The 16,470-nt window shown below is 65.8% G+C and carries 17 protein-coding genes; 6 read left to right on the top strand and 11 right to left on the bottom strand.

Going from position 1 to position 16,470, the window contains the following annotated elements; all coding sequences use genetic code 11:
• The first annotated feature begins 111 nt into the window (after nucleotides 1-111).
• Nucleotides 112-345: a hypothetical protein gene (locus E5673_RS04865; protein WP_136189153.1), complete on the top strand. Its 234-nt coding sequence runs from the start codon at nucleotides 112-114 to the stop codon at nucleotides 343-345.
• A 73-nt stretch (nucleotides 346-418) separates the two neighbouring features.
• Here E5673_RS04865 and E5673_RS04860 read toward each other — a convergent pair whose 3' ends face one another.
• From E5673_RS04860 to rpmI, 7 genes are all read right to left on the bottom strand, one after another.
• Nucleotides 419-1,987 (bottom strand): peptide chain release factor 3, encoded by a 1,569-nt coding sequence (locus E5673_RS04860; protein ID WP_107963072.1) that lies wholly within the window; start codon nucleotides 1,985-1,987, stop codon nucleotides 419-421.
• 342 nt (nucleotides 1,988-2,329) lie between these two features.
• Nucleotides 2,330-3,211 (bottom strand): aldose 1-epimerase family protein, encoded by an 882-nt coding sequence (locus tag E5673_RS04855; RefSeq protein ID WP_136189152.1) that lies wholly within the window; start codon nucleotides 3,209-3,211, stop codon nucleotides 2,330-2,332.
• Between the two features lie 181 nt (nucleotides 3,212-3,392).
• The gene (pheT, locus tag E5673_RS04850) at nucleotides 3,393-5,807 is read right to left on the bottom strand and encodes a phenylalanine--tRNA ligase subunit beta (RefSeq protein WP_136189151.1); all 2,415 of its coding nucleotides are present in this window, start codon (nucleotides 5,805-5,807) and stop codon (nucleotides 3,393-3,395) included.
• Nucleotides 5,804-6,928: a phenylalanine--tRNA ligase subunit alpha gene (gene pheS, locus E5673_RS04845; RefSeq protein WP_168711684.1), complete on the bottom strand. Its 1,125-nt coding sequence runs from the start codon at nucleotides 6,926-6,928 to the stop codon at nucleotides 5,804-5,806. The genes pheT and pheS overlap by 4 nt, the downstream gene beginning before the upstream one ends.
• Nucleotides 6,929-6,961: 33 nt before the next feature.
• Entirely contained in the window at nucleotides 6,962-7,300 is a 339-nt protein-coding gene (locus E5673_RS04840) for a GIY-YIG nuclease family protein (protein WP_136189149.1), read from the bottom strand.
• A 209-nt stretch (nucleotides 7,301-7,509) separates the two neighbouring features.
• Nucleotides 7,510-7,875, bottom strand: a complete 366-nt coding sequence (rplT, locus tag E5673_RS04835; protein ID WP_056054375.1) for a 50S ribosomal protein L20 — start codon at nucleotides 7,873-7,875, stop codon at nucleotides 7,510-7,512.
• A 19-nt stretch (nucleotides 7,876-7,894) separates the two neighbouring features.
• Complete coding sequence (gene rpmI / locus E5673_RS04830) at nucleotides 7,895-8,098, bottom strand: 50S ribosomal protein L35 (protein ID WP_031395289.1); 204 nt, start codon at nucleotides 8,096-8,098, stop codon at nucleotides 7,895-7,897.
• Nucleotides 8,099-8,266: 168 nt separating this feature from the next.
• Here rpmI and E5673_RS04825 point away from each other — a divergent pair, with 168 nt between their 5' ends.
• Nucleotides 8,267-10,402 (top strand): AsmA family protein, encoded by a 2,136-nt coding sequence (locus E5673_RS04825; RefSeq protein ID WP_210731805.1) that lies wholly within the window; start codon nucleotides 8,267-8,269, stop codon nucleotides 10,400-10,402.
• A 283-nt stretch (nucleotides 10,403-10,685) separates the two neighbouring features.
• Here the strand turns inward: E5673_RS04825 and E5673_RS04820 are convergent, their stop codons facing one another.
• Complete coding sequence (locus tag E5673_RS04820) at nucleotides 10,686-11,528, bottom strand: inositol monophosphatase family protein (protein ID WP_136189148.1); 843 nt, start codon at nucleotides 11,526-11,528, stop codon at nucleotides 10,686-10,688.
• Nucleotides 11,529-11,618: 90 nt separating this feature from the next.
• On the opposite strand from E5673_RS04820, the gene E5673_RS04815 reads away from it, so the two are divergent.
• Nucleotides 11,619-12,158 (top strand): peroxiredoxin, encoded by a 540-nt coding sequence (locus tag E5673_RS04815; RefSeq protein ID WP_136189147.1) that lies wholly within the window; start codon nucleotides 11,619-11,621, stop codon nucleotides 12,156-12,158.
• 94 nt (nucleotides 12,159-12,252) lie between these two features.
• Nucleotides 12,253-13,308 (top strand): GGDEF domain-containing protein, encoded by a 1,056-nt coding sequence (locus E5673_RS04810; RefSeq protein ID WP_136189146.1) that lies wholly within the window; start codon nucleotides 12,253-12,255, stop codon nucleotides 13,306-13,308.
• A gap of 413 nt (nucleotides 13,309-13,721) precedes the next feature.
• On the opposite strand, the gene E5673_RS04805 is transcribed toward E5673_RS04810, so the two are convergent.
• Together E5673_RS04805 and E5673_RS04800 are read right to left on the bottom strand one after the other, a co-directional pair.
• Nucleotides 13,722-14,339: a YbhB/YbcL family Raf kinase inhibitor-like protein gene (locus tag E5673_RS04805; RefSeq protein ID WP_136189145.1), complete on the bottom strand. Its 618-nt coding sequence runs from the start codon at nucleotides 14,337-14,339 to the stop codon at nucleotides 13,722-13,724.
• 3 nt (nucleotides 14,340-14,342) lie between these two features.
• A complete protein-coding gene (locus E5673_RS04800; protein ID WP_136189144.1) occupies nucleotides 14,343-14,855 on the bottom strand; it encodes a hypothetical protein in 513 nt (170 codons plus the stop codon).
• A gap of 100 nt (nucleotides 14,856-14,955) precedes the next feature.
• Here E5673_RS04800 and E5673_RS04795 point away from each other — a divergent pair, with 100 nt between their 5' ends.
• Nucleotides 14,956-15,384: a DUF1810 domain-containing protein gene (locus E5673_RS04795; RefSeq protein ID WP_136189143.1), complete on the top strand. Its 429-nt coding sequence runs from the start codon at nucleotides 14,956-14,958 to the stop codon at nucleotides 15,382-15,384.
• 66 nt (nucleotides 15,385-15,450) lie between these two features.
• On the top strand, nucleotides 15,451-15,576 hold the full coding sequence (locus tag E5673_RS20150; protein WP_259457500.1) for a hypothetical protein: 126 nt from the start codon (nucleotides 15,451-15,453) through the stop codon (nucleotides 15,574-15,576).
• 153 nt (nucleotides 15,577-15,729) lie between these two features.
• Here the strand turns inward: E5673_RS20150 and E5673_RS04790 are convergent, their stop codons facing one another.
• Nucleotides 15,730-16,377, bottom strand: coding sequence for a DsbA family oxidoreductase (locus E5673_RS04790; RefSeq protein ID WP_136189142.1), 648 nt, complete (start codon nucleotides 16,375-16,377; stop codon nucleotides 15,730-15,732).
• Nucleotides 16,378-16,470 lie beyond the last annotated feature (93 nt).

Here is a 16,470-nt window from a genome sequence, read left to right as displayed (position 1 = left end):
TATTAGGGCAGCCTACTCAGAGAGTTACGTCTTAACTTGAGCATGAAGCACAATTTAATTACAAATCGGCCTGATATTTGATACTCAGTCTATTGGAAGCGGGGCCGATAGATGAACGTTCAAGTCATGGTTGCGGGCGTTATACTCGTTGCTGCCATTGCAGGCGTGGTGCGGTGGCAACAAAAGCTTGCGCGTACCAGACGTTACGGCGCGCGGCGCCATCGGCATCGCAAGCCGATCAAACGCGACAATTGGGCAACGAAGTTGCTGCGGGAAAATCCCGCGAGGCGTCTGATGGAGCGGCGCCATTATCGGTCGCCGGGCAAGACGGACCAGACATTGTGATCTTGCAACCGCGGCCGACGAGGATCGAAGACTTCTAGCAGTCTTTGAAGACCTTGCCGGCCGATCCGGTATCCTACCGCTCGCGTGTCGCGGCGAAGCGGATCTTCGCGTAGCGCTCGGCGATGTAGTTTACTTCCCAGGCGCTCTTGGCGAGGAAGACGGGGTTGCCGTCGCGGTCCTTGGCCATTGCGCCGCGATTGATCTCGGCGAAGGTTTTCAGTTCGAGCGGGTCTTCCGCCGTGATCCAGCGTGCGGTCTCGTAGGGGGCGGGTTCGAGCCCGGCCGCGACCTTGTACTCCGCGTCGAGGCGCGACAGCAGCACTTCGAGCTGGAGCTGTCCCACAACGCCGATGATCCAGTTCGAGCCGATGTCGGGGTAGAACACCTGCGTGACCCCCTCCTCGGCCATGTCGTCGAGTGCCTTGCGCAACTGCTTGGTCTTGGTGAAATCCTTCAGCACGACGCGGCGCAGGATTTCGGGCGCGAAGTTCGGCAGGCCGGTGAAGCGGATCGCCGCCTTTTCACTCAGCGTATCCCCGACTCGGAGCGTGCCGTGGTTGGGGATGCCGATGATGTCGCCGGGGAACGCCTCGTCCGCCAGCTCGCGGTTCTGCGCGAAGAACAGGATCGGGGAATGCACCGCGATCGGCTTGCCGTGGCCGGTGGGCGTAAGCTTCATGCCGCGCTTGAACACGCCCGAGCACAGCCGCATGAACGCGATGCGGTCGCGGTGGTTGGGGTCCATGTTCGCCTGCACCTTGAACACGAAGCCGGTGACTTCGGGCTCGTCCGGCGAGACGGGCGCAGGCTCGGCGGGCTGCGCACGTGGTGGCGGGGCATAGTCGGCGAGCGCGGCGATCAGCTCGGCTACACCGAAGTCCTTGAGGGCCGAGCCGAAATAGACCGGCGTCAAATTGCCCGCGCGATAGGCCTCGGGGTCGAAGCTCGAATAGCCGCCCTGTGCGAGTTCCGCCTCGTCGTTCAGGCGGACCATCGCTTCGGGGCTGAGGATCTTGGCAAGTTCGGGATCGTCGATGCCGGTGAAAGGAATCGCCTTGCCCATGAATTCCCGGCTGTCGCCTTCGGGGCGGCTCAGCGTGTTGGCGTAGAGATCGTAGACGCCCTCGAACTCGCCGCCCATGCCGACCGGCCAACTCATCGGGCAGACGTCGAGCTGGAGCATCTCCGCCACCTCGTCGAGCAGCGAGAACGGGTCGCGCCCCTCGCGGTCGACCTTGTTGACGAAGGTGATGATCGGCACGTTGCGCAGGCGACAGACCTCGAACAGTTTCCGCGTTTGCGGTTCGATGCCCTTCGCGGCGTCGATCACCATCACCGCCGAGTCGACTGCGGTCAGCGTGCGATACGTGTCTTCGGAGAAGTCTTCGTGGCCCGGCGTGTCGAGCAGGTTGAAGGTGATCCCCTGCCGCTCGAACGTCATCACCGACGAGGTGACCGAGATACCGCGCTGCTGCTCGATCTTCATCCAGTCGGAGCGCGCGCGGCGGGTCTGGCCGCGCGCCTTCACTTCGCCGGCGAGATGGATCGCGCCGCCGAAGTAGAGGAGCTTCTCGGTCAGCGTGGTCTTGCCGGCGTCGGGATGCGAGATGATCGCGAAAGTGCGGCGGGGAAATTGGGTCATGGCGTGGGTCCGGTGCGCCGAGTCTGGGCTCGGAAGGTAAGGAAGTTCAGGCTACGTGCCGCTCGCAATCCCCTTCCCGCGCGGGACGCGGCGGGATCGGGAGGAGGAGGCATGCAGCGATCATCGCGTGCTATTGGCAGATGCGGGGCGTGTAGGACAGAGGGGGCTTGGAGCGGGATGCTGTCGCTGTGCGGCAGGAGCGCCTCGGCTCCCCCAAACGCAACGCTCTCCCCTCCCTGAAAGGGAGGGGTTGGGGGTGGGTCGGTCAGCTTTGGTCGCAACCGTGCCGTGATGCGGAAACCGACCCACCCCCTGCCCCTCCCTTTCAGGGAGGGGAGTTCGTCAGTGCTCCTGGACCAGCGTCACGCTCATTTCGATGCGCTTCGTGCCGCCGGCGGGGATCTCGAACACGCCGGGTTTGTCGCGGTAGTCGCCGGTATAGCCTTCGGGGTCGGCGATCCCGTGCCAGGGCTCGACGCAGACATAGGCCGCGCCGGGCTTGGTCCAGATGCCGAGCTTGCGCGTGTCGGGGAAGGCGATCTTCAACTGCGGGCCGGTCTTGGCGCCGTAGGTGACGGCGTCGGAGTGGATCGGGTCCCAGACCAGCGCATCCTTGGCGAACAGCTCGTCACGCAGGGCGATGACGCGGTCCTCGACCGGCGAGGGGCGTTCGTCGACGGCGATCTGGCCGTCGGGGCTGATCGCCTTCAGCTTGCCGGGTTCGTCGGCGTCGAACGTGATGCGGTGGTCTGCGCGGGGCTCGCCGTACGGCAGCGGCCACGCGAAGGCGGGGTGGAAGCCGAAGCTTGCCGGCATCGCCGCGTCGGTGCGGTTGTGGATGTGCGCCTCGAGCGTCAGCGTCGCGCCGTCTAACGTGAAGACGATGTCGAGTGCGAACGCGAACGGGTAGGCCTTCCGGGTTTCCTCGCTGTCGGTGAGGCGGAAGGTGGCGGAGGTTTCCGACTGCGCGACGACGTCGAACGTCGAATGGCGCGCGAAGCCGTGCTTCTGCATCGGGTAGGCCTGGCCGTCGAGGCGGATGACGCCTTCGTTGACGACGCCGACGACGGGGAAGAGGATCGGGGCGTGACCGGTCCAGAAGGCCGGGTCGGCGTTGGTCATCAGCTCACGGCCATCGGCGTCGTGGAGGTGGGTTAGCTCGGCACCGTGCGGGTTGATCTGCGCGGCGAGGTGGTCGTTGGCGATCGTGATCAGGTCGGTCATGGGGTTCCTTCCGTGGGCCTCAAACGCGCGAGGTCTCAAAACGCTCACCACACCATCCGCACACCACCCCGGCGAAGGCCGGGGCCCAATTGGGGGAGGGTGATAACGAAGGGCATCGCTCCGTTACACCGGCCTTTCCATTTGGGCCCCGGCCTTCGCCGGGGTGGTGTTTCGGGGAGCGTTATCCCCGAAGGCTCGCGCCCTGCTTGGCGGCGGCCGCTACCACCTTGTCGGCGATCGCCTTGATCTCTTCGTCGGTAAAGCTCTTGGCGGTCGGTTGCAGGACGACCTCGACCGCGACCGACTTGTGCCCCTCTTCGACGCCCTGCCCGGTGAACACGTCGAACACGCGCGCCGAGACGATCGCGACCTTGTCGGCGCCCTTGACCGCGCGGACCAGCGCGTCGGTGGCGAGCGCCGCCGGCACGAGGAACGCGAAGTCGCGGCGGACGGCTTGCAGCGCCGGCGGCGTGTAGGCCGGGCGGGTGAAACCAGACGCGCGCTTGGGCGGGATCGCATCGAGGTAGAGTTCGACCGCGGCAACCGCGCTGTCGAGGTCGAACGCCTTCAGCACCGACGGGTGCAGCATGCCGAAGCTCGCCAGCACCGTCTTCGGCCCGAGGCGGAGCGTGCCGGACTGGCCGGGGTGCCATGCGTCGCCCGCTTCGCCCATCACTTGCAGGTTGTCGACGGGTGCGCCCGAGGCGGCGAGGAGGGCCAGTGCTTCGGCCTTCGCGTCGTACGCATCGAAGGTCGCCGCTTTCCCCTCGCGCCAGCCGCGGGGACGACGGTCGCCGGCGAGGACTACGCCCAGCGTCGCGCGCTCGGCTTCCGCCAGGTAGCGGCGGCCGATCTCGAACAGGCGGACGCTCTGCTGGCCACGCTTGAGGTTGCGGCCGGTCGCTGCGAGCAGGCCGGGGAGCAGCGACGGACGCATTACTTTCAGGTCTTCGCTGATCGGGTTGGCGAGCGTCCATGCGCCGCCGCCGAAAGGCGCGGCCTCGGCTTCGGAGAGGAAGCTCCACGTCACCGCCTCGTCGAGACCACGGGCAGCGGCCGCCCTACGCGCGCGACGTTCGAGCTTCTGCTCGAGCGTGGCGGTCGGCTTGGCGACGCCTAGCATGCGGGGGAGCGGCGTCGAGGGGATATTGTCGATGCCCTCAATGCGGACGACCTCCTCGACGAGATCGGCGGGGCCGTCGACGTCGCGCCTCCAGCTCGGGACCGTGACCGGCCATTTGCCCTCGATCGTCGAGAACAGCGCGTCGCTGAACGCATCGGCGGACTTGATCGCGCCGATCGTGAAGCCGAGCGACAAGAGGATGCGCGCCTGGCGTTCGGGGGCGACGTGGAGGCCGCCGAGGTCGGCGCTGAGGCGGGGGTCGTAATGGATCACGCGGGGTTCGAGCGGGGGTTCGCCCGAGCGGGTGACGTCGCTGGCCGTGCCGCCGCAGATGTGGAGGACGAGGGCGGTGGCGATCGCGAGGCCGTCTTCGAGGAACGCCGGATCGACGCCGCGTTCGAAGCGGCTGCGCGCGTCGGAGGTGAGCGTGAGCTTCTGACCGGTGCGGGCGATGTGGTCGGGATCGAAATAGGCGCATTCGATCAGCACGTCGGTGGTGTCCGCGGAGACGCCCGAATGCTCGCCGCCCATGATGCCGCCGATGTCGTGCACAGCGGTGTCGTCGGCGATGACGGTCATCGTCGCGTCGAGCGCGTAGGTCTTGCCGTTGAGCGCGACGACCTGTTCGCCGGGCTTGGCTTTCCGCGCGACGAGGCCGCCGGAGAGTTTGGCGCGGTCGTAGACGTGCAACGGGCGGCCGAGGTCGATCATCAGGTAATTGGTGATGTCGACGAGTGCAGAGATGGGCTTCTGGCCGATCGCGATGAGGCTGCGGCGCATCCACTCGGGGGACTCGCCGTTGGTTACGCCGGTGACGGTTTGGGCGAAGAACGCGGGGCAGCCGGCTGTGTCGTCGGTGCGGACGTCGGGACCTGCGCCCTCGCTCGTGAACGCGTCGAACGTCAGCGGCGTGAGCGTGCCGAGGCCGGCGGCGGCGAGGTCTCGGGCGATGCCGCGGACGCCCATGCAGTCCTGGCGGTTGGGCGTGATCGCGACGTCGATGACCGGGTCGGTGAGGCCCGCATAGTCCGGATAGGCGGTGCCGATCGGGGCGTCTTCGGGCAGTTCGATGATGCCGTCGTGATCCTCGCCGAGTTCCAGTTCGCGGGTCGAGCACATCATGCCGTTGGATTCGACGCCGCGGATGCTGGCGAGCTTCAGCGTCACGTCGAGGCCGGGGACGTAGGCGCCGGGCGCGCCGAATACGCCGACCAGCCCGGCGCGTGCGTTGGGGGCGCCGCAAACGACCTGGAGGGGTCCGTTACCGGCGTCGACCGACAGGATCTGGAGCTTGTCGGCCTGCGGATGGCGTTCGGCGCTGAGCACCTTGGCGATCTTGAACGCGGCGAGCTTCTCGCCAGGGTTCTCGACGCCTTCGACCTCAAGGCCGATGCGGGTCAGCGCTTCGACGATCTGGTCGAGCGTGGCGGTGGTTTCGAGGTGCTGCTTGAGCCAGCTGAGGGTGAACTTCATGCGCCGACTCCGCCGGACAAGGTGGGGACGTCGAGGCTCGAAAAGCCGTAATGCTTGAGCCAGCGGATATCGCCGTCGAAGAACGGGCGTAGGTCGTCCATGCCGTATTTGAGCATCGCGAGGCGGTCGATGCCGCAGCCGAACGCGAACCCCTGCCATTCGTCGGGGTCGAGCCCGCAGGCCTCGATCACCTTGCGGTGTACCATGCCGGAGCCGAGGATCTCGAGCCAGCCATCGGGTTCGGCGCCGCCGACGACGCGCTTGCCCTTGACCAGCGTGTAGCCGACATCGATCTCGACCGACGGCTCGGTGAACGGGAAGTAGCTGGGGCGCAGGCGAAGCACGATGTCGTCGCGCTCGAAGAACGCCTTCACGAACGTCTCGAGCGTCCACTTCAGGTGGCCGAGCGTGATGCCCTTGTCGATCACGAGGCCCTCGACCTGGTGGAACATCGGCGTGTGCGTCGCGTCGGAGTCCGAGCGGTAGGTGCGGCCGGGGGCGATGATGCGGATCGGGGGCTTCTGGCTCAACATCGTGCGGATCTGGACCGGCGAGGTGTGCGTGCGGAGCAGCGTCCGCTTCGTGCGGGCCGCGTCGTCGGCAAAGCCGTCGCCGTCGGACGACGGGCTTTGCCCGTCGCCGGCCGTTCTCGGTTCCTCGAAATAGAAGGTGTCGTGCATCGCGCGCGCGGGGTGCGTCTCTGGAATGTTGAGCGCGGTGAAATTGTGCCAGTCTGTCTCGATCTCGGGGCCGGTCGCGACCGCGAAGCCGAGGTCGGCGAAGATCTCGGCGAGTTCGTCCATGACCTGGCTGACCGGGTGGATCGTGCCCGCGGGCGTCGCGTCGGCGGGGAGCGTCATGTCGAGCTTCTCGCTGGCGAGGCGCGCATCGAGCGCGGCGCGTTCGAGCGTGGCCTTGCGCTCGGCGATGCCGTTGGCGACGGCTTCGCGGAGGCCCTGGATCTGCGGGCCCTGCACGAGGCGTTCTTCCGGCGTCATCTTGCCGAGCGTCTTCAGCAGCGCGGTGATCGTGCCCTGCTTGCCGAGCGCCTCGACCCGACACGCGTCGAGCGCGTCGAGGCCGGATGCGGCGGCGATCGCCGTCAGCATGTGGTCGCGCATCTGGTTCAGGTCTTGCGTCACGTTTTCGCCATCCTAACTTCGTTCGTCATCCCCGTGGTCATGGGGCTGGCTGAGCGGAGGGAACCCGAGACCGATCGCGAGATCATCCCAATCAAGATTGCCCTCTTCGATCAGCCGCAGCTTCCAGTCGCGGTTCCACTTTTTCAGCTGCTTTTCGCGCGTGATCGCCGCTTCCATCGTGTCGGCCATTTCGTAGTGCACCAGCCGATGGATGCCGTAGCGGGAGGTGAAGCCCTTGATCAAGCCTTCGCGGTGCTGATGAATGCGACCGAGCAGGTTGGAGGTGACGCTGATGTAGAGCGTACCGTGCCGACCGCTGGCGAGGATGTAGACACATGGCTGCCAGTCCATCCGCTATCCTCACCCGCCATTCCCGGTTTAGTCATCCCCGCGGAGGCGGGGACCCATACTGGCTGACGTTTGGGGTAATCACAACGGTTCGGAGTTTATGGGTTCCCGCCTTCGCGGGAATGACTAACATTAGAGTTCAAACCCCAAAACGCAGAAAGGGCGCCGGTGGTCTCCACCGACGCCCTCCCGAAACTCACCTCAGTCGCGAATTACGCGGCCTGGGGGAGAGCCGCCTTCACCTGGGCGACGATGGCGCTGAATGCTGCGCCCTCGTGCATGGCGATGTCGGCCAGGACCTTGCGGTCGAGTTCGATCCCTGCAAGCTTCACGCCGTGCATGAACTGCGAATAGGTCAGACCCTCGGCGCGGACGCCGGCGTTGATGCGCTGGATCCAGAGGCCGCGGAACGTGCGCTTCTTAACCTTGCGGTCGCGGTAAGCGTACTGTCCGGCCTTCTCGACGGCCTGACGGGCGATGCGGATGGTGTTCTTGCGACGGCCATAATAGCCCTTCGCCTGAACCAAAATACGCTTGTGCTTGGCGCGGGTGGTAACACCCCGTTTTACGCGTGCCATTGTCTAATTCCTTCTCAGCTCAACGCAGGCCGTAAGGCGCCCAGGCCTTCACTGCTGCGGTATCGGCCTTCGACAGCAGCTTGGTGCCGCGGTTCTGACGGATGTACTTGCCGTTGTGATGCGCCAGACGGTGACGCTTGCCGGCGACGCCGTGCTTGAGCAGGCCGGTGGCGGTGAGCTTGAAGCGTTTCTTGACGCCGCTCTTGGTCTTCAGCTTGGGCATTTTTATCCTTTCGGTTACGAAGGAGGACGCTGAAATCGCCGCGGCAGCCCACACTGGCCGGGCGATTCGTAGAACGCGTTCCCTTCGAGGAAGCGGGCCGCATAGACGCATTAATGCGGCATATCAACCGTTGTGGAACTGACGCGCCCGTCGTGCGATAGGCCAAGCATGGACGACAGCCCGACGCAGCCGATCGAGACCCCTCCCCCGGCCCCTGCGCCGGTCGATGCGCAAAAACGTCGCAAGCGGCGGATACTGCGCAACATCCTGCTCGGGATCGTCGCGGTCATCGTCGCGATCTGGCTGGTGCTGTACATCACCAAGGGACGCTTCCTGAAGCACCCGTTCGAGCGTGTGGTCGGGTCGCTGACGCACCGGACGCTGACCGTGCGCGGCGATTTCCAGCTCTATTTCGCGCCGTTCCGCATCAAGCTGTACGCGGAGAACTTCACGCTCTCGAACCCCGACTGGGCGAGCAGGCCGAACCTGTTCCAGGCGGACAAGCTCGACACGCGGATCGCGCCGCTGTCGCTGCTGTTCGGCAAGCGGCGGCTCTACTGGCTCGATCTCGTCAACGGCGCGGTCGATCTCGAGTGGAACGCAGCGCACTCGGCCAACACCTGGACGTTCTCTAACAAGAAGGGTGGCAAGCCGCTCGAATTCCCGCGGATCGACGTCGCTACGGTGACCGGCACGACGGTGCGCTATCTCGATCCGCGGATGCGCGTGCTGGCGGATCTCAAGGTCGCCGACATACGCTCGGTCGACGCGACGATCGGCCGCGCGGTCGGGCTGACCGGCAAGGGGCGGTTGCGCGAGACGCCGTTCACAGTGACCGCGCAGCTCCTGTCGCCCGACGCGACCGCCAATCGCGGGCAGAACAAGCTGGTCGCGCGGGCGCGGGCGGCGGGGAACATCATCGAAGTCGCGGGCACGCTGCCGAGCATTGCCGATGTCGAGAACGTGCCGCTCGCCGTCACTGCTCGCGGCGCCAATCTGTCGACGTTGCTGGGCGTGATCGACGTCGCGATCCCGAATACGCGGACCTACAAACTGCGCGCGCAGCTCATCAAGCAGGGCGACGAATACGCCTTCACGCACCTGCGCGGCTTTGCGGGCCGGACCGATCTCGCGGGCAAGCTGACGATTACCAACGGCGAGCGCATCCATCTCGATTCGGTCCTCACGACCAAGAGCCTCGACATCATCGATGCGGCCCCGTTCATCGGGTTCAATCCCGACATCGTCGAAACGCGTGGCGCGGTGGCCGCCGCCGCCGCCACGGGCGCCGCACCGCAACGCCTGTTGCCCGACGGGAACCTGCCGGTCGCGACGATGCAGATTTTCGATGCCGACCTGAAATGGACGATCGGCACGGTGAAGTCGCGCAACCTGCCGATCTCGAACATCGACCTGACACTCGACCTGGAGCGGGGGCGGTTGGCGCTGTCGCCGCTGACCTTCTCGATGGCACGCGGCAACGTGGCCTCGGACGTCATCTTCGATACGCGCGCGCGGCCGAGCGCGGTGTCCTACGACATCCGCCTCGCGCCGACACCGTTGGGTCGACTGCTCAAAGGCTATGGCCTGACCGAGGCCGGGACGACCGGGACCGTCAAGGGTCGCATCAAGCTTGATGGCCGGGGCGACTCGATCCACGATTCGCTGGCGTCGTCGCGTGGCCGGATCGCGTTCGTGCTGCCGTCGGGCGCGCTGTCGGTCCGCAACGTCCAGCTCGCCGAACTCGACATCGGCACGTTCGCGCAGCGGATGTTCCAGGGGAAGCTTGATGAGCCGGTACAGATCAATTGCGGGTTGATCGGCTTTACCGTGCGCGGCGGCGTGGCGGCGGCGGACCCGATCCTGATCGACACGCGCAAGAACGTGATCGTCGGCCGCGGTGGGTTCAGCTTCCGCAACGAGGCGGTGGATTTGGCGTTTCGGGCGGATTCGAAGAAGTTCAGCCTGTTTGCCGGGCAATCGCCGGTCGGGGTCGGCGGGATGTTCGCGGCTCCGAAGCTCAGCGTGATCTCGAAGGATCTGCTTGCGCGGGTCGGCAGCGGACTCGGGCTCGCGTTGGTGGCGACGCCGGTCGCGGGAATCCTGGCGTTCGTCGATGTCGGCGATGCGAAGTCTACCGCGTGCGGGCCGGTGCTCTCCGGGGCTACGGCGGCGGCGCAGCGAACGACCAAGGGCCAGCCGCGCGATGACGTGGGCCATGGGACGACCGCCAAGGCTGAGGACGGGAAGACGTCTGACGCGGAGCGGAAGGGGCAGCGGAAGAAGTTCCTGGGGATCTTCTGAGGGCGCGGGGAGATGGTACGCCCCCCTTCCCCACCTTGCTCATGCCAGCGTCAGGGGGGCGCCGTTGCCGATGGTTGAGCGCGTAGATGGCAGCGTTCCGCGTCCATGGGTCCCGGCGTCCGCCGGGATGACGGAGAGGAGTGATGATGTGGGGGCGTTGCGGTTTGCGGTGACGTCTTTTGCCCCTCCCGCTTGCGGAAGTGGGGAGGGCTGATCGCGTGCCGGACGCCAGTACGTACGTCGTACCCTCCCCTAGCCCCTCCCGCGGGCGGGAGGGGAATTTTTAGCCGTGATCGTGGCCGTCATGCGTATCGTGATCGTGCCCGTCATCCTGCAACCGGTGCATTGCCTCGAGCACGTCGTCCATTCGCGCCGGATCGCCGATCGCCAGCACGTGACCTTCGCTGTCCGCGGTCAGCGGGTCGCCATTCCAGTCGCACATGCGGCCGCCAGCGCCTTCAACCACCGGCACAAGCGCCGCGAAGTCGTAGAGCTTCAGGCCTGACTCGCAAACCACGTCGAGATGGCCGCTCGCGAGCAGGCCGTAATTGTAGCAGTCGCCACCATAGACCGGCCCTTGCCGCGGGTTGCCGCCCGAGATTGCCGCCACCAGCGCCAAGTAATGCGGGACGTCGACCTCGTCGAAGAGATGCGGGCTGGTGGTGGCGATCGTCGAGCCTGGCAGTTCGCGGCAGGTACGCGTGCGGACCGGTACACCGTTGAGCGTCGTCGGACGCCCCGCTACACCGACCCAGCGTTCGCGCTGGATCGGCTGGTCGATGATCCCGAGCACCGGCCAGCCATCCTCGACCAAGGCGATCAGCGTCCCGAAGATCGCGCGCCCCACAGTAAAGCTGCGCGTGCCGTCGATCGGATCGAGCACCCATTTGCGGTTGGTGACGCCCGCCTTCTCGCCATACTCCTCGCCGACGATGCCATCGCCCGAGCGCTCGGCGTCGAGCAACCGGCGCATCGCCGATTCGGCCTCGCGGTCGGCGCGGGTAACGGGGGACTGGTCGTCCTTGACCTCGACGCCGTGCTCGTGGCGAAAATAGGGTCGGATGACGTGGCCCGCGGCATCCGCAAGGCGGTGCGCGAGATCGATATCGGCTTGGGTTACTGGCATATTTCCAGCCTATCGAGCGCGGACGTCACGGGCAATGGACGGATCGATCACGCCAGCGTAGGTCATTGCGATCTAAACGGAGTATCATCCATGCGCCTCGTCTCGACACTTGCCACCGCCGCTGCCCTCCTCGTCGCGGCGCCTGCGCTGGCGGCACTCGCGCCCGGCGCCAAGGCTCCGGATTTCACCACGCGCGGCGCAATCGCCGGCAAGGTGTTCACCGTCCACCTCGCCGAACAGCTGAAGAAGGGCCCGGTCGTGCTCTACTTCTTCCCGGCGGCCTACACCGGCGGCTGCAACGCCGAGGCGCATGCGTTTGCGGAAGCGATCCCGGCGTTCACCAAGGCAGGCGCGACCGTGATCGGCATGTCGGCCGACAATGTCGAGACGCTCAGCAAGTTCTCGGCCGAGAAGTGCGCGGGCAAGTTCGCGGTCGCCAGCGCCGGGCCGAACGTGGTCAAGGGCTACGACGTCGCGCTCGGCAAGCAGATGGGTGGGCGCGACATCACCAAGCGCACCAGCTACGTCATCGCCAAGGACGGCCGCATCGCGTTCGTCCATGACGAGATGAACCCCGAGGCGCATGTCTCGACGACGCTTGCTGCGGTCCAGAAGCTGACGGGCAAGTAATCGATCGAAACCGGACCGGCAAATACCTGCCGGTCCGGTGACATTATGATAACGCTTTCGGGTCTATCGCTTTGGCGGGGACGCGGGGGATGACATGCGCGACGTACGAGTGGCCGGATCGATACGGGGCGCAAGACCTGACACGACGCTGTTTGAGCGGATCGGCGCGTTCCTCGACGAACAGAAGTTGAGCCCCGATCCCGCGCATTACGCGTTTGCCTATGCCGTGATGTCGGCTCCCGGGAGCGAGTTGGCCGCGCAAGTCGCTGCGCTGACGCAGGACGGCGTTCGTCTCACCCGATCGGATATCGAGCGACTCGGGGGAACGGTGATAGACCGGCCGCCGCCAGGCCGGTCGCGACGACCGAACGGCGTTGCGGACACCAATCCGGATTCCGTGCCGGATACCGCGATTGCCCTCGTGATCGAAACGCAGCAGCAGGTCGATGGCTTCGTGCAGATCGTGCGGACGATCCAGGCCGAGACGCATGGCTTCGGCCGCGAACTGGCCAGGAGCGCGGCATCGATCACGCAATTGGCGGAGATCGACGAGATCGCCGAAATCACCAGTGCGATGATCGCCCGTATTCACGACAGCGAAGTGCGGCTGGCGGCGGCGACCGCAGAGACGGATTCGCTGCGGTCGAAGCTGATCGAAGCGCGCGATACGGCACGTCGCGACGTACTGACCGGCCTGCCCAATCGACGCGCGTTCGAGGAAGCATTCGCGACGCGCGATCGGGATGCGGGGCCCTATTGCCTCGCTTTGTGCGACATCGACCGGTTCAAGCGGATCAACGACCTGCATGGCCACGGGGTCGGCGACCGCGTGCTCACCGCGATCGGCCAGACGATGACGGCCGAATGCGCCCCGCACCTCGTCGTCCGCCACGGAGGCGAGGAGTTCGCGGTTTTGATCGGCGGGATCGCATTGGCCGAAGCTGCGGACATGCTCGATGCCGTACGCTCGACCGTCGCTAGCAAGCGCTTTCGCAACCGGGAGACAGACACCGCGCTCGGCATCATCACCGTCTCGGCGGGCGTGACCGCGATCCATGCGGACGAGGCCGCCGAAACCGCGTTCCAGCGGGCCGACCAGTTGCTCTACACCGCGAAGAAGGACGGGCGCGATCGGGTCTGCGCGGGTTGATCCCGAGGGTTGGCGCGATTTGCGACGTAGAATTGGTGCGTTCCACCAACTCGATCTTCGCCGAAACAAGAAATCACGCAAAATCAATGATCTAAGAAACTGGCACGCGCCATGCAATTCATTCGATATCGGCAGCCGGATGGTCCGGCGCCCGACCATCGAAGGAAAATCTCATGTCGATCCGTTTCGAAACCGCTCAGCGCATTGCCTTCTCGCTCGTCGGCGCACTGTTCTTTGCAGCGATCGCAGTCGGCACCGCCGTCCCGATCATCCCCATCGCCTGATCAGGACGCTCATCATGAACCGCAGCATCCTCATCGGCCTCATCGCCTTTTCGACCACCATCCTGCTGATCGCAACACAGACCGGCGGCGCGCTCGCCTGAACGACGAGGCGCCTGCCGAGCGTCACGGTCAGGCGGGTGAGGCTAGTCCCACCGGCCCTACGGGAGCCTCTTCTTCGCGCGAATAGGTCCCGATCAACAGCCCTGCCGCCAGCACGTGCCCAGTGATGGCCTCGATCACCGCGGAGCGCCCGGGTGTCGCGCCGACATCCCCTGCCCCCGCGCCGATCGCGAAGACCTGGAACGCATAGCGATGCTCGCCGTGACCGCTCGGCGGATCGGGCGGCAACCAACCTTCGCGCAGATAGGAATTACGACCGACATCGCGACCTTCCGCGTCGCCTTCGCCGTCTGCAGCGATCGCGCCTTCGGCTAGTTGTCCCGCATCCGCCTCGAGTCCCCAGATGATTGCGTGCACCAGGGGTTGCGGGGCCGGAGCATCGGCATCCTCGACGATCAGCACCATGCGTTCGGTCCCGGCCGGCGGTTCGCTCCAGACAAGCGGTGGCGACACGCCTTCCCCGTCCGCAGTGAAGCGCGGCGGCATCCGTGCTTCGTGCGCGAACGCCGGGCTGGTCAGGGTCAACGTCTCGAAGTTCTCGCCCAACTGGACGATCGCAAGCTTGTCGATCCCGGCACGAAGGCCGCTCATCGCGTGGCCAAGCCAGGCGGGGATGTGTTCGAGCATAGCTTATCCTTCCGACGGGCAGGTTTCGGCACGACGGGCGGGGGCTGCGCCGTCATACCAGTCGCTCTGTGGGCCCATCTTGGCTGCGTCGTGGTAGCAGACCTGGGTCTTGCCGCGCTTCGGGTCGACGATCACCGTCCAGTTGTGGTCGCCGCAATTATGCTCTTCGCAGCCCCAGGATGCGACGCGGTCGCCCATTTTGAAAACGGGCGTTGCGGGTCCCGATCGACCGCGGATCATCTCGCGCAGCTTCGCGTCGCCGACCGCGTTGACGAGGCCGGTCGCAACGTCGGTGCGGTCGAAGAAATCGACGCCGTCGACCGCATCATGCGGGTATTTACCGACATAGGCGGTGATCGGCGTGGTCTGCGCCTGGCCTGCGATCGGCGCGGGGGCGCGGGTTTCGGGCGGGGTGAAGCCGCTGGGCGCGGCGGTCTTGGTGGGATCGTCGTTACGTCCGCATCCACCGACGAGAAGCGGCGCCGCGAGTAACGCGACCGCGATTGCCGTCCTCATGATCGCACCGTCGTCATCACCTGATCTCCTCAACCCCCTTTGCAACGCATCGACCGGCATCGTGGTTGCGGAGGGGGGCCGATGCGACCATCTCGGGTCCATGGAGCATGATCTCGATCGTTTCGTCGCGGCGCAGGACGGCGTCTATCCGCAGGCGCTGGCGGAGTTGCAGCGCGGGGCCAAGCGCACCCACTGGATGTGGTTCATCTTTCCACAGATCGCCGGACTGGGGCAGAGCGCCATGGCGCAAACCTACGCGATTGCCGGGGCGGACGAGGCTCGGGCGTATCTCGCGCATCCGGTACTCGGGCCGCGACTGATCGAGGTCACGCAGACGGTGACGGCCGCGCCCGGATCTGCCGAAGCGATTCTGGGCGGGATCGATGCGGTGAAGCTGCGGTCGTCGATGACCCTGTTCGCTGCGATAGCCGACGATCCCGCACCGTACCGCGCGGCGCTCGACCGGTTCTTCGGTGGCGAAGACGACCAAGCGACATTGGACCTGCTGCGCCGAACGCCGAACCGATAAGATAGGGGCATTGGCGGCAACGCGTGTAGTGTGACCGCGGGGCCTTCCGCCCCATGAGGTGCCGTGATGGCGAAGAGCCAGAAGAAATCGAGCAAGGAAGTCCGCAAGCCCAAGGCCGAAAAGGCACCCAAGGCGAACGCGTCCAACCCGACCACCAAGGGCAAGCCCGTCGAGATGACGACGCTGAACTGAGGCGCGCCGGGGCGGGTACCGCGCCGGGAAGATCTTCGACCGGGCGATGACGGAGCGTCTTCCGTTGTTCCGGTCGATCGGGCGCAGCGCAGTATGCCCGAGACAATTACGCGTCAGGCAACTCAACCCCGCTGCCTGACCACCCGATCCAGATCAGCCCGCTGCGGCGATCTGCCGTAGTGCCTGTTCGAAGACTTCGACCGGTTGGCCGCCCGAGATCAGATGCCGGTCGTTGATCACGATCGCCGGCACTGCATTGATCCCGCGAGCCCGCCACAGTTCCTCCGCCGCGCGAACCTCGTCCGCGTAGCGTCCCGACCGAAGCACCTCTTCCGCGGCGACGGGATCAAGTCCGGCCTTTGTCGCAGCATCGACCAGCACGCGGTGATCGCCTGGATCGACATTATCAGTGAAATTCGCGGTGAAGAGCGCATGCTTCAGCGCCGCTTGGCCCCCTTCGATCTGCGCCCAGTGCAACAGGCGGTGCGCGTCGAACGTGTTGTAGATCCGGGTCGTCTCGGTCATCGCCATCGTGAAGCCGAGGTCGGCCGCGCGGTCGACGATCATCGCGCGGTTCGCCGCGGACTGCTCGGGCGTGGACCCGTATTTCTCCGCGATATGCTCGCCGATATTCTGGCCGCCTGCGGGCATTGCCGGATTGAGTTCGAACGGCTGGAAGACGATCTCCGCGTCGAGCGCATCCGCCGCGCGGGCCAACGCCTCTTCCAGCGCGCGCAGGCCGATGATGCACCAAGGACACGCGATGTCCGATACGAAATCGATCTTGAGATGGGCGGTCATATCAGTCTCCTGCAAGCGCACACCGCGGTAGATGGCGGCGGTCTGATGAGCAACCGCGGCGCTTTCGGCTGGTCATGGCCGCCCGCCTCCCTA

This window comes from Sphingomonas sp. PAMC26645, from assembly GCF_004795835.1.
Classification (GTDB): domain Bacteria; phylum Pseudomonadota; class Alphaproteobacteria; order Sphingomonadales; family Sphingomonadaceae; genus Sphingomonas.
Note: the sequence above shows the minus strand (reverse complement) of the source record. Positions and strands in the feature narration are given on the sequence as shown.

Bases quoted from the DNA above. Each gene is read 5' to 3' on its own strand.
- E5673_RS04865 (WP_136189153.1), top strand. From the start codon at position 112: ATGAACGTTCAAGTCATGGTTGCGGGCGTTATACTCGTTGCTGCCATT.
- E5673_RS04860 (WP_107963072.1), bottom strand. From the start codon at position 1,987: ATGACCCAATTTCCCCGCCGCACTTTCGCGATCATCTCGCATCCCGAC.
- E5673_RS04855 (WP_136189152.1), bottom strand. From the start codon at position 3,211: ATGACCGACCTGATCACGATCGCCAACGACCACCTCGCCGCGCAGATC.
- pheT (WP_136189151.1), bottom strand. From the start codon at position 5,807: ATGAAGTTCACCCTCAGCTGGCTCAAGCAGCACCTCGAAACCACCGCC.
- pheS (WP_168711684.1), bottom strand. From the start codon at position 6,928: ATGCGCGACCACATGCTGACGGCGATCGCCGCCGCATCCGGCCTCGAC.
- E5673_RS04840 (WP_136189149.1), bottom strand. From the start codon at position 7,300: ATGGACTGGCAGCCATGTGTCTACATCCTCGCCAGCGGTCGGCACGGT.
- rplT (WP_056054375.1), bottom strand. From the start codon at position 7,875: ATGGCACGCGTAAAACGGGGTGTTACCACCCGCGCCAAGCACAAGCGT.
- rpmI (WP_031395289.1), bottom strand. From the start codon at position 8,098: ATGCCCAAGCTGAAGACCAAGAGCGGCGTCAAGAAACGCTTCAAGCTC.
- E5673_RS04825 (WP_210731805.1), top strand. From the start codon at position 8,267: ATGGACGACAGCCCGACGCAGCCGATCGAGACCCCTCCCCCGGCCCCT.
- E5673_RS04820 (WP_136189148.1), bottom strand. From the start codon at position 11,528: ATGCCAGTAACCCAAGCCGATATCGATCTCGCGCACCGCCTTGCGGAT.
- E5673_RS04815 (WP_136189147.1), top strand. From the start codon at position 11,619: ATGCGCCTCGTCTCGACACTTGCCACCGCCGCTGCCCTCCTCGTCGCG.
- E5673_RS04810 (WP_136189146.1), top strand. From the start codon at position 12,253: ATGCGCGACGTACGAGTGGCCGGATCGATACGGGGCGCAAGACCTGAC.
- E5673_RS04805 (WP_136189145.1), bottom strand. From the start codon at position 14,339: ATGCTCGAACACATCCCCGCCTGGCTTGGCCACGCGATGAGCGGCCTT.
- E5673_RS04800 (WP_136189144.1), bottom strand. From the start codon at position 14,855: ATGAGGACGGCAATCGCGGTCGCGTTACTCGCGGCGCCGCTTCTCGTC.
- E5673_RS04795 (WP_136189143.1), top strand. From the start codon at position 14,956: ATGGAGCATGATCTCGATCGTTTCGTCGCGGCGCAGGACGGCGTCTAT.
- E5673_RS20150 (WP_259457500.1), top strand. From the start codon at position 15,451: ATGGCGAAGAGCCAGAAGAAATCGAGCAAGGAAGTCCGCAAGCCCAAG.
- E5673_RS04790 (WP_136189142.1), bottom strand. From the start codon at position 16,377: ATGACCGCCCATCTCAAGATCGATTTCGTATCGGACATCGCGTGTCCT.